This is a genomic window from Candidatus Cloacimonadaceae bacterium (assembly GCA_030693415.1).
Lineage (GTDB): Bacteria > Cloacimonadota > Cloacimonadia > Cloacimonadales > Cloacimonadaceae > JAUYAR01.
Window position 1 is genome coordinate 1 of sequence record JAUYAR010000030.1, and the last position, 12,806, is coordinate 12,806.

The 12,806-nt window shown below is 51.5% G+C and carries 4 protein-coding genes; 1 reads left to right on the plus strand and 3 read right to left on the minus strand.

Annotation, left to right across the window (positions count from 1 at the left end; translation table 11 throughout):
- The first annotated feature begins 295 nt into the window (after positions 1-295).
- Positions 296-4,792, plus strand: a complete 4,497-nt coding sequence (locus Q8M98_02205; protein MDP3113567.1) for a choice-of-anchor J domain-containing protein — start codon at positions 296-298, stop codon at positions 4,790-4,792.
- Positions 4,793-5,060: 268 nt separating this feature from the next.
- On the opposite strand, the gene Q8M98_02210 is transcribed toward Q8M98_02205, so the two are convergent.
- The 3 genes from Q8M98_02210 to cls all read right to left on the minus strand — a co-directional run.
- On the minus strand, positions 5,061-8,378 hold the full coding sequence (locus Q8M98_02210) for a UvrD-helicase domain-containing protein (protein ID MDP3113568.1): 3,318 nt from the start codon (positions 8,376-8,378) through the stop codon (positions 5,061-5,063).
- Complete coding sequence (locus Q8M98_02215) at positions 8,365-11,259, minus strand: PD-(D/E)XK nuclease family protein (GenBank protein MDP3113569.1); 2,895 nt, start codon at positions 11,257-11,259, stop codon at positions 8,365-8,367. The genes Q8M98_02210 and Q8M98_02215 overlap by 14 nt, the downstream gene beginning before the upstream one ends.
- Before the next feature lie 8 nt (positions 11,260-11,267).
- Positions 11,268-12,806, minus strand: a 1,539-nt coding sequence (gene cls, locus Q8M98_02220; GenBank protein MDP3113570.1) for a cardiolipin synthase, incomplete at its 5' end; no start/stop codon positions are given.

Consider the following 12,806-nt stretch of genomic DNA (forward strand, 5'->3'; position numbering starts at 1 on the left):
CATGCATGAGCAATCGCTGATTGCCAACTTAAACATCTCCCAAATCTGTCAAGAAAATGTGAATTGGAAGCACTTAGACCACTTATTCTCCAAGTGCTCTGGTAAAGCAGCGTAGAATGGTGATGGTTTTTGAACAGTCTCAAATAGATAAATGCCTCAATTAGGACAAGTTTTACTTGACATATTTTGCGCCCTTGTTTACGTGGTGGATTAGGACTGTCTTTTTCACAATGTGGTATGATAGCAGTCAAAGTTTATAGAAAAAATGGAATCTAAACCTAAAAAAGGAGACATTATGAAAACTAATGTTTACAAACTGATGCTTCTGCTGGTTTTCTCGGTAGTGGCTTTCGGAGCATGGGCTGTGGTGAGCGATTACGCTTTCACCGGCACTGCCGGAACCTATACTGAAATCACCGGAGGAACCGTTCTGGGGACTACCCCGGAGCTCGATAACGAGAGTTTCAATGCCATCCCGCTGGGCTTCACCTTCACTTATGATGGTATTGCCTACACCGAGGTGAGCATCCAGGCAAACGGCTTTCTTGCCATGGGCAGCACCGTTGCCAGCAGCTATCTTGCCATCAGTGGCGCGACCGCCACAAACAACGTCATCGTCGCTCTCAACCGCGATATCAAAGGAAGAACCGACGGACAGCTTTCATATCTGCTCACCGGCACCGCGCCGAGCCGCGTGTTCACGGTGCAGTGGAAAAACTATCGCCGCGTGCCGACTACCGCCGTGAACGATATCTTCAACTTCCAGATCAAGCTGCACGAAGGCAGCAACCAGGTAAAATTTGTTTATGGACCATTTACTGCAGTCACCGTTTCCACCGCCGCCACAGTGCAGGTGGGGATTCGCGGAGACAGCATTGCGGATTTCAACAACCGCGCTACTACCACCGATTGGAGCGCCACCACAGCAGGAACCGCCGCGAACTCAAACTGCACACTCAGCGCCACGGTCTTCCCCGCAAGCGGTCTGACCTTCGCTTTCGCACCTTCTCAACAAGGTGAACCACCCTTACCGGCACAAAACCCAGTCCCGGCAAATAGCGCCATCAACGTCTCCCTCGGCGTCAACCTCAGTTGGTTGACCGGCGGCGGCACTCCCACAGGATACAAAGTCTTCCTTGGGACAAACAACCCGCCCACCAACATGGTGAATGGAACGATCCAGACCGGATATGTCTATGATCATCCCACTGATCTCATCTACAGCACAGTCTATTATTGGAAGATAGTTCCTTTCAACGAATTCGGCGATGCCTTGAATTGCCCGTTGTGGCAGTTCACCACACTCGCGGATCCTACTATCACCACCTATCCCTATGTGCAGAACTTCGATACCGTCACCCCTCCGGGGCTGCCGGTTGGATGGTCCACCATCAACGCCAATGCGGACATCTACACTTGGGAAACCTTTGCCGGAACAGCGCACTCAGCTCCAAACTGTGCCCGCATTCGTTACAACACAACTGTCGCGATGAATGATTGGCTGGTCGCTCCTCCCCTGCAGGTGAATGGAGAATACTTCTATCGCCTCAGTTTCTTTTACCGTGCAAACAGCGCCACTTATCCGGAAAAGCTCTCCGTGTTTTGGGGAACCTCTCCCACCGCCGCGGCGATGACCAACCAGCTCTTCACCAACCAAAACATCACCAATATCACCTATGTCGAAGCAGTCGGTCTCATCGATCCTCCGCAGTCCGGTACGATCTATATCGGTTTTCATGGACATAGTGCCATGGACATGTTCTATCTTCATCTGGATAACGTGACCATCACCGAAGTTGTAGAAATCATCAATCCTCCGACCGGACTGACCGCCACCCTGCAAAACATCAACAACGTGCACCTTTCCTGGGTTGCCCCCGTAACTTCTGCTCCTCCAGGACTTTCCGATGGTTCTGAGACCAGAGACCCCTCCCGCGCCCTCCTTGGGTACAAGGTTTACCGCGACGGAGCTTTGATCCACACCATCACCAACCCCGCCACGGTTGCCTATATTGATCCCAGCTTGGCTGTCGGCACTTATAGCTACACTGTAACCGCAGTATTTACTACCGGAGAATCCGTTCCCGCAGGACCGGTCAGCGTCACCATCAATCCTCCGCTTCTGCCCCCGGTGAATCTGACTGCCACGGTGCTAAACAACAACAATGTGCGGCTTGCCTGGGAAGCTCCCGGCACTCCACCGCCTCCACCTCCCGGCTTCTCAGACGGTTTCGAGAGCTACCCGAATTTTGCACTAACTTTTGCTCCTTGGGTGCTTGTGGACGTGGATCTTTCCACCACTTACGGCATGGAAGCCACGACATGGCCAAATGAGAATGCCGCGATGGCTTACATGATCTTCAATCCCAGCGCGACCACTCCTCCGATGACCACACTTACCCCAAATTCCGGCAGCAAAATGGCGGCAAGTTTTGCATCAACGACCCCCATCAACAACGACTGGATGATCTCGCCACCGATCCCGATCGCCAGTGCTGCCACAACATTGAACTTCTGGGCAAGATCCTATACTGCCCAATACGGCTTGGAAAGATTCAAGATCGGTATTTCAGCAGGTGGAACCGCCCCGGCAAACTTCACCATCATCAGTGGCGCAAGCTATATTCAGGCACCAATCACATGGACGAACTATAGCTACTCGCTTGCCGCATACAACGGTCAAACCATCCGTTTCGCGATCCAATGCGTGTCCGACGACGCCTTCATCTTCTTCGTGGACGATGTGTCTGTGGGAGTTCCCACCGGCAGAGAAAGCGTACCGCTAATCGCCAGCTCCACTATTGATCTGGAAGCAAGAGCCATTCGCAGCGTCGGAACCCCAGTTCTCGCACCTGCCGAGACCGAAGAACCCACCCGCCAACTGACGGGCTATAAGGTCTATCGCAACGGTCTATTGATCAACACCATCACCAATCCCGCCACCCTGATCTATGACGATCTCGGCTTGGCGGTCGGCACTTATAACTACACTGTGACTGCTGTTTACACCTACGGCGAATCCGTTCCCGCAGGTCCCGTCAGCGTCACCATCACTCCTGCTCTCCTGCCACCGCTGAATCTAACCGCAGCTGTGGACGGCAATGACGTCACCCTGGACTGGGACAGCCCCGTCACTCCTCCCACAGGCTCTTGGATCACCTGGTGCAACGATGTGCTTGGCAATTCCGTCGGCACGAACGCAGTAGCATTATTCGATGTCGCTCATCGTTTCGATCAAACCGATCTCGCGCCTCACGCAGGTGGAACTGTCACCCGGATCAAGTTTGTGCCAGCCTTCCTAAATTGCGCATACACAGTCAAAGTATGGACCGGCGGAAACGCAACTAACGCCGGAACGCTCGTTTCATCGCAATTGGTTTCCCCCTTTATTGAAGACGAATGGAACACCGTGGTGTTGAACACCCCTATTCTTATCCCGACCACCGGAGATCTTTACGTCGGATTCGAAGCCAACACCCAGGGTGGATATCCTGCCGGCTGCGATGCAGGTCCTCAGATCCAAGGCAAGGGCAACATGATCTATTGGAGCAATGCCTGGACGACCTTGACCGCCTTGGCTCCGTCCCTCACCTACAATTGGCTGATCCAGGCATTTGTCGCTCAAGGCACTGCCATGAAAGCGATCGAACCCACACCTATTGCCGAAAATCGCAGCCGCTATATCAACAACGCAGCCCTCGCTTTGCAGACCAAGAACTTGATGCGCAACGAACGCAATGTCATCGGCTTCAAGATCTATCGCGGCGGCACCCTGATCCACACGATCAACGACCCTGCGATCACTGCCTACACCGATATGGATCTTGCCAACGGCACCTATAACTATGGGGTGACCACCACCTACACCCACGGTGAATCCGTTCCCGCAACCGTTCAGGCGGTGGTGAACGTTCAATTGGCAACCACGATCTTCGAAGACGGCTTTGAGACCTATCCCAATTTCGCGAATCTTTTCGCGCCCTGGACTCTGCTTGATATCGATCAATCACCCACCTACGGTTTCACCGGAATCGAATTCCCCGGCTCCGGCGCACAGATGGCATACATCGTATTCAATCCCTCCGCGACCACGCCTCCGATCACCACTCTGATTCCTCACGGTGGAGCCAAAATGGCTGCCTCATTTGCTGCCACGGTACCTCCCAATAACGATTGGATGATCGCCACCAGAGCGCATCTCGGCACCAATAGCGCCATCCGGTTCTATGCCAGATCCCACGCCTCGACATGGGGACTGGAAAGATTCCGCATCGGAATCTCCACTCAGCCAAACATCATTGTGCAGAGTTTCCAGTATATCACCGGCACCACCTATGTGGAAGCTCCGGTCAACTGGACGGAATATGTCTATGACCTCTCCGCCTATGACGGACAGAGCGTCTGGATCGCCATCCGATGCGTCTCAAACGATGCATTCGTCTTCTATGTGGATAATTTCACCATCCACAGCGTCGGCGGATGGGTCAGCAACGACGACAACATGGCTCCTGCCATCAGTACGTCTCTAATCGGAAACTATCCCAATCCTTTCAACCCGGAAACCACCATCCGCTTCAGCATCAAGGATGCGGCTCCGGTGACTATCCAAATCTATAACGTGAAAGGTCAGCTCGTCAAAACCCTCGTCAACGAGATCAAAGACAGCGGCAACCACAACGTGATCTGGAAAGGATTGGACAACAACAATCGTCCTGTTTCAAGCGGTGTCTATTTCTACAAAATGAATACAGGCAAATACAGCAGCACCAAAAAGATGATCCTGATGAAATAGTATCAGTTGACAATGTGATGCCTTAATGCCCTGTAAATAAGGGTTTCCTGAGGCATTGCCAAATTGTGTGTTGAGGGCACGGTTGAAAAACCGTGCCCTCACTCGTTTTTGGATCGGATTTATCCAGGCAGGTTGATTCACTGGAAGAACTGCTTCGGTATCAAAGGGCAATCGGAGGATCGACCAAAGACATGACTGCCAAAAGAAATAGTGGTTTTTTTTGCTGAGTGATTACCAGCTATTCAATCTTGCTTTGAGGATTTTCGGTTCAGAGTTTTAGTTTGATATACAGCGTTTCGACTACATAATTGCCGGCGTCAAAAACGGGCAGGCTGAGCAGTGCCTTGCGATAGTGATCCAGTTGATCGAGTTCATGGATGCCGCCGGTCTTGAAATCCACTATCAAAGCGGCTTTCGCTTTCGTATCCAGCATGAGACGGTCGAGGCGATATTCTCTGCCGCGATGTTGGATGCCAAACTCCGTGAAGACCTTGTCCCAGCGCGCATCAAAGAGCTCAGGATGCGATGCCAGCGCAAGCTTGATCTTGTCCACAAACTCGATGATCCCGCTCTCTGGGAGGACGTTGCAATAGCGGCTCAGGCATTGGCGCAGGGCGTATTGATGCTCCGTCGAGAGGTTCTTTTTGATGAAACTCAGATAACAATGCGCCAGATCGCCAAAGAGATTGTGCCGCTCCATTAGCCAGATTTTTTTCCAATCCTTATCCGCGCTTTCGGGGTTGGCGGTCATTGCGTTTTCGGCTTTGGGAAGAATAGAAGCTATGAGACGATTGAGAGGCTGCGGAGATAGTGTTTCATCCTGAGTGCTTTCATCTTCGTCAAGCACCGGAAGCGTTTCCGCCTCTGGCTTGAGACGATAATAGTCCTCTCCAACCACTACTGCGTCATCGGTGATAAAGACGTTCCTCGCCGCGTCGCAGAGCAGCTTTGGGATCGTCATCTTCGCCTTCGGATCACCGAAATATCCCACCCAGTTTTTGCTGCCTTCAAAGACGATAAAGATGTGCAGCTTTGTCTTGGCGCGGGTGAAAGCTACGTAGAGATTATTGAGCTCCTCGAGCATGGCGCGGCGCTCTGAATCCTGTTGCAGAGAGGCAAAATCCGAGTGTTCGAGCAGAGCGTTGTAATGATAGGTGAGGGCAAAATCGCTCAATTCCTTAAAGTCCGCGGAGGAGAAATTGGCATACCATTTCAGCTTTTGGGTGTCGCTTCCGTGGCGGCTGCTGAGGTTATAGAAAACGAAAACACGGTGAAATTCCAAACCCTTGGATTTGTGGATGGTTAGGAGCTGTAGATTGTCCGCACCCTCCACCGCCACCTGTTTCATAAACTCCTGCTTGCGGTTTTCCTCCAGATATTGGAGGAAATCCCCGATGCTGTTGCCGCCGGAACTTTGCTGCGCTTCAAAATCCCGCGCGACACGGATGAAACTATGCAAATTGAGATAATCGCGTTCGCTCAGCAAAGTGGCAGGCAGGCGATCCGCAATGATCTCTTCACATAGCTCCGCGATGCTTTTCGATACCGGCTCCAGCGCCTTTTGATAGTAGTATTCCGCCACCGGCACGGCAGAGAAATCGATACTTTTGACAATCTCTTCGGATCTCTCATAAGCTGAGATGCTATCGATTACGCTTTTTAGCGGTTTCGGCTTGACCAACACATAGTCCGAGCGTAAAAACGCCAGATAGTCCATCCAATCCCGATATGCCAGATAGCGAAGCCAATGCACGATTCCCGCGATCCTGCCATGATCAAGCAAATTGCTGGAAGGCTGATAGATGCTGGCGATGCCATTGTCCTCGAGGATCGCCTGAATGTCCGTGAGGTCGTTTCCCTTGCGGCAAAGGATCGCCATCGTCTCATGGGGATGAGAATCCACCGCGGGTTTGACCATAACGGAGACAAATTCCTGCATGCGGTCATCGATCGATGTCTCGATGCTTCGCGTCTGGTAGTTTTTACAGCTAAACTCGAGCAGGGAAAGAGGTTCGATCTCCGGTTTGGCGCTTGATATCTCCTCATATTTCCAATTCATGCCACTTTCTTCCAAGAAAGCGTGCATCGCCTTGTCGCTGAAGATGTTATTAATAAAGCGCATCATCATGGGACTCGAGCGCCAGGAACTTCTCAAGACCTCCGGTTCCGTCCTGCCCATACTGGGAAAGATGACTGGCAGGTTCAAAAGCAGATCGCGTTCGCCGCCGCGCCAGCCAAAGATAGATTGTTTTTCGTCTCCCACCACGACCAAGCCACCGAAGGGCTTAGTTCCTTCTCCGGCAATGATTTCCTCAATGATAGGCTTGAGGATGTTAAATTGGATCAGCGAAGTATCCTGAAACTCGTCGATCAATATGAACCGGCTGCGATGGGAGAGGAATTGATAGAATTCCGTGGCGTTGGCTTCCACCGCGAGATCAAAATTAGGCGGGTCGTCGCTGAATAACGCTTCGAGACTGAACCATGATATATCGTTGTAGGTCATGTTCTTATAGCGATAGATGAGCTCGTCGTATTCCTGTAAAATCGCTTCCCAAAGCCCCAATATCTCTTCCTGTTCCGGGATGAAAAGCGCTTGCATCAGATAGTTTGCCAATGCTTTCAGCGCTGCGTCCTGAATCGCTTGCAGCTCAGTTTTGCTTTTTCGGAACTTATTGGCGTTGAAGATGTTCTTCTCTTTGAGGATACCAAAAATCTTCAGGCAGCCGGAATCGGTCTTGCCCAGTTCAATGAGCTTCTGCATCAATGAGGAAATCGTGGCGGGAAATTCGCCAAAGAGTTTGACGAAATCTACATTGAAGAGTTCTTTCAGATCGCCGCTTTTATCCGAACTTGCCAGATCGATGCGGTTCAAGAGTTCCTCGCTGAGGTTGAAAAAACTATCCCGCTGCAAGCTCGCATATACCTCGTCCCGCAGCTTGTGATGAGCCTGCAAAGTTCCCTCGGACGCCGGTTTGAGCCGCTTGGTGATCAGATAATAGAGCCAGCGCGCCTCGATCATGGAGCCAAAGTACTCCTCATAATAATCCAGCGAAGAACGCACCCGCCGGCGCAGCAGACTTTCCAGACGCTCTTTCAGTTCCGGTTTCATCAGATGCGCCAACAAAAATGGCATGCGCTTTTCCACGGCTTGCAGATCGATGTCAAATCTGTCGATGCTGCGCAAAGGGCGCACGATGTTTCTGAATATGCCATTGATATAGGAATCTATCGTCATCACCTGCAGGAGCTTGCGATCCGCGGAGAGTTCCCTCAGAGCGGAAAGCAGCATATTCTCTTCCTCGATACTGAGCGCCGATCCATCCGGACGCAGGCTTTTGATCAAGCCGGCTTTGACCTCAGCTATTTTTGGATCATTGGAGCAGAGTAGGCTGAGGTTTTCCTGGATGCGTTCTCTGATCTCCGCGGTGGCTTTGCGGGTAAAGGTCAAAACGAGGATATTATCCAGGCAGAATTCGTTTTTGCCATAGTACTTCAGCACCAGGCTAACGTATTCGATGGCAAGGCGATATGTCTTTCCAGTGCCCGCGCTGGCGGAGATGATGCGATGGTTAAAATCCGACATTGTCCCTCCGAAAGCTGTTGTTAAAGAGATCGGCACGGCTGATCGCGGCAAGGGTCTTGCGATCCGCGACCTTGATCGGCAGGCGGTATCCGTTTTGCAGGATATCTTCCAGCCGGGCTTGCACTTGCTCGCGCCAACGGACACGTTTATTCTCATCCGTGCTTTTCTTGCCGCGCTGTTGGTCAAGGATCTGCCAAAAGAGGGAAACCGGCATTGCCTCATCTCCTTCGGGATCGAGCAAATAGTAGAAGTATTCATAGAAAGCAAGCTGCCCTTCATCCTCGCCGCCGGTCTTGAAATCCACGATGATGTTTTGCTGTCCGGTCTCGATGCGCAAATCCGCCTTACCGCGAATCAAAAGACGAATCTCTCCATCGGGATATTCCGCGCTTACGAGTTCCTTATGCACTTTTTCCTCATCGCTCATGCGATCCTGTTCAGGAATCAGTTCAAAGTGCCGGTTTTTCAGTTTCGGCAGCAGAAATTCCTGATAAAAGAGGCGCACGGAGGTCACGAGGCATTCGGAAATGATGCCGGTCAAAAACTCGTGATTATAGTTCTGGGGAATCTTATAGCGGTATTGATGTCCGGAAAGCAGCTCCAGCAAAATCTTGGTCAGCTTGTCCGTATCCGAGAAGGCCTTTTCAAGCGCTGCGATACCTTCGTGCCAGCCACCAAGGGGACGCAACAGTTCGGAAAGATAAGCGTGCATGATCGTGCCAAAAAGCTTCGGCCCGATGGTTTCCTTCAGAGCCAGGTCATAGTTTTCCAGACGCCGCAAACCGTTGATATACCAGGCAAAGGGGTTCTTTGTCATCTGCGAAAGGTTGTAATAGGAAGTCCGTATCTCGCCTTTGGGGAAGTCCTTTTCCGCTTCGCAGGGCATGCCGAAAAAGGCGTCGCCGCTTTCAAACCCGCAGATATCTTTATCCTCAAGCCCCGGAATCTGCCTTTTTGGAGTTGCGGCAAGCAGCTTTCCCTCATAGAGAGCGGAAACCGGATGCGTGCTTTCCACTTGATTTAGCTCAAATCCCGACAGTCTGCCATGTTCATGCAGCAGGATGAGTTCACTCACGAAAGAGCCGGGCTCGATGTCGTTATCCTGATTCCGGTAGCAATAGATCCTCGCTTGTTTGGCGCAGAGAATCAGCCTGAAGAAATAGTAGCGCTCCCAATCTCTGATCTGAGTGAAGCTTTTCAAGCCCAGTTTGGCGCGCTGGGTTTCATTGAGCAGCCACACGGGACCGGGATTTGAGGGAATCTCTCCCTCCACGGTGTGAAAGAAGATCACCTCGTCATAGCGGAGATCGCGGCTGTCCAACAGGTTGCCGATTTCATATAGAGTTTCCGCGCCGCCGGACTTTTGAAAGCGGTAGCGCGCGGATTTGAGATATTCGATGAAAAGCTTCAAAATCCTGGCGCTCAAAGCGATGCCGCTATCAGCATAGATAGCGCGCCAATCTGAAACGATTCCCAAATGCTCGATACTGCAAAAGTTTGCCAGGCGTTCATAGAATTGCTCGCGGATATCACTATAGAGCAACTCATTAGGAGAACACATTGCCTTGATTTCCAGCGCGCCGGAGAGGTCGATGACATGGCACAGACCGGTGATATTCTTGATTCCGCCAAGCTGTTTCAGCAGCGCGAAGTGGGATTTCATCACGCTTTGCAGCAGCGGATACTGCTTTTCGGCAGAGAGCAGATCAAAAAGCTCCAGGTCTTTGTCCAGATAAAGATAGTCATCCCGGCTGAGACTTTTGATCTCTCTCAAGAGCGCATCCCGTTGAACGATACCCCAATCCGGCTGATAGAAACGCACAAACAGCTCTCTCGAACACGCCTGCAGCACCAATCTCAACGGCAAATAACGCTGTTCACGGCTTTGCGCGAGGGCTTCCAAATGCGTTTGCCATAGCTGGAGCATTTGCCAGAGATCGCTTTGGGAAAAGGAGACCGCCTGCGGATAGGCAAAAACTTTCCGGGCAAAAAGCTCCCGATATGGCTTGGCGCAAAACTGACGATCCAGGATCAGACGCGCGGAAAGTTTCTTATCTTTCTCATCCAGGCTTTGGGAAAGCTCCACGGCATGGGCTTCGAGGAAGGCGAGCACCATCTGATCTTCGTTTTCAGTCTTGATGATTTCGATCTTTTCCACCCGGAAATCACCATCCTGGAGATCCTCAAGAATGGGGGATTTCATCTTCAGGCTGCCTTGGTCAAAGCTGTCCTCAAGTCCCTGCCAGATCACGTATATTCTGTTTCCACTTTCTTCCAGCACCGAGATCATCCGCTTTTCGAGCTCGCTGTAATAGAATTGATTTACAAAGATATAGCGCGCTGGTTTGCGGTTGAGACGGATATTTTTTTCGCTCACATAGAAGATCGGATCGGTGAAACCGAGGGAGCCGATCATTGCCAGATAGCGAGCCCGGATCTGAAGCACCCGATCGATATAAAGCGCTTGCCACGCTTGCAGATACATCGTTCCTGAGCTATCCAGGGCGCCCAATGTTTCCGCATCCACGCACTCGTCGCAAAGTTCGTCAAAAAAACGGAAAAAGCTACCCCCCCACTCCACGATGTCATCATATTGGGTCAAATGAAATTGCGCACGGTCTTCATCATCCAGCACCTGCCAGAGGCAGAGCAGCCGTTTTTCATCCGCGAGCGAAGGCTGCGGAGGCAGGATGGATGAGGATTTGAGATCGTCCATGGTGATAAACTCCACATCCTCAAATTGCCAGTGGTTTTGAAAACGGGTACGCGCCTGAGCTGCCGAAACGCGTGTCGGAAAAACCAATACCGCGGGGTCAACGATTTCCCTCAACGCGGCGGAGATCAGATCTTCTCCAAAGGGGACGCAAATAAAATCTCGCATAGATGCTCCTATAATACGGGGGAAAACAGCCTGCAAACGGATTCCACGCTCTTCTTGACGATGGAGCGGCGTCTGAAAGCCTCAGGATCGACCAGCCGGCTTTGGGCAAGGTCGGTTTCAAATTGACGCGCTGCCTGCATCGCGATATCCGGATCATAGATCAGCGCGGCGAGCTCAAAATTGTGGTTAAAACTGCGCAAGTCCATATTTGCCGTGCCGATTGAGAGAATCTCGTCGTCGATGATCAACACCTTGGCATGCATGAATCCATGTTGATATTCCCAGATGTGGATTCCCGTATCCAGCAACTCCTGATAATAGGAGCGCGAGCCCCAGAAAACCACGAAATGATCAGGTTTTGAGGGCAAAATGATATCCACACGGCAGCCGCTCATCGCGGCGGTTTTGAGTGCCATGAGCAGGCTGTCGTTCAGGATCAGATAGGGCGTGGAGATGCGAATCGACTGTCTCGCGTTGCTGATCGCGGCAAAATAGACCTGCATAATGCTGGCGTGATCGGAGTCCGGTCCACTGGCAGCTATCTGAACGGCGCTCTTGTAGCTCGCCTCAAGATGGTGGCAATCGAAACAGGCATACTGTCGAAATATCTCCGTTTTCATCAGGTTTTGCCTGCTCACAAAATACCAATCCGTCAAAAAGATGCCTTGCATCGCGATCGCTGCATCGCCTTCCAGCACGAGCATGGAGTCTCTCCAATAGCCAAAATAGCGGTCTTTCCCCATGTATTTATCGGCGATATTGAGTCCTCCAAGAAAGACGGTTCGCCCATCCACGATCACCAGTTTGCGGTGATTGCGATAGTTTGCCCGGCTATTGAGAAAAGGAATCCACACCGGCATGAAGGGCACGAACATCACTCCCGCCTTGCGCAGCGCGGATTTGAAGCTTCTCCGCAAACTCCAGCAGCCCACATCGTCATAGATGAAACGGATCTGGATTCCCTGGTCGGCTTTTTTGAGCAACAGATCCTTGATCCGGTTTCCGATGGCGTCCGCACTGATTGAAAAATACTCCATGTGTATGTGCCGCTGAGCGTTATCTATCGCCGTGCAAATTTCCTCAAAGGCTTCCGCGGTATCCGGAATCACTCGCACCCGGTTGTGCCGCGTCAAAATCGCCTTGCTGTTGGATTCTAAAAGAGAAATCAGCCGGATGGCAAGTTCGTTTTCGATTTTCAGATCGGTTTCCTGCTCAAGCGGTTTCAGCAATTCCCCAAGATTGACCGAATCCACCAAACCCTTGCGGCTGAATAACCTGCTCTTGCGCCAGTTTCTACCAAAGAGGAGATAAAAGATGAAACCCACGACGGGGAGATAGAGAAGCACCAGGATCCAGGCAATAGTGCGGATGGGATTGTCGTTTTCCAGCACGAGCACCACGATCATCAGCACGATCGTGATCCCGAAGACGAGATTGAGGGTCTTCACGGCATAATTTGAAAAAAGCGCCGGAAACGCGCCACCCAGCAGCAAATTGATCACCGTAGCGGTCAATAGCAGCGACAATAGCAGCATCAATATCAAGGT

Bases quoted from the DNA above. Each gene is read 5' to 3' on its own strand.
- Q8M98_02205 (MDP3113567.1), top strand. From the start codon at position 296: ATGAAAACTAATGTTTACAAACTGATGCTTCTGCTGGTTTTCTCGGTA.
- Q8M98_02210 (MDP3113568.1), bottom strand. From the start codon at position 8,378: ATGTCGGATTTTAACCATCGCATCATCTCCGCCAGCGCGGGCACTGGA.
- Q8M98_02215 (MDP3113569.1), bottom strand. From the start codon at position 11,259: ATGCGAGATTTTATTTGCGTCCCCTTTGGAGAAGATCTGATCTCCGCC.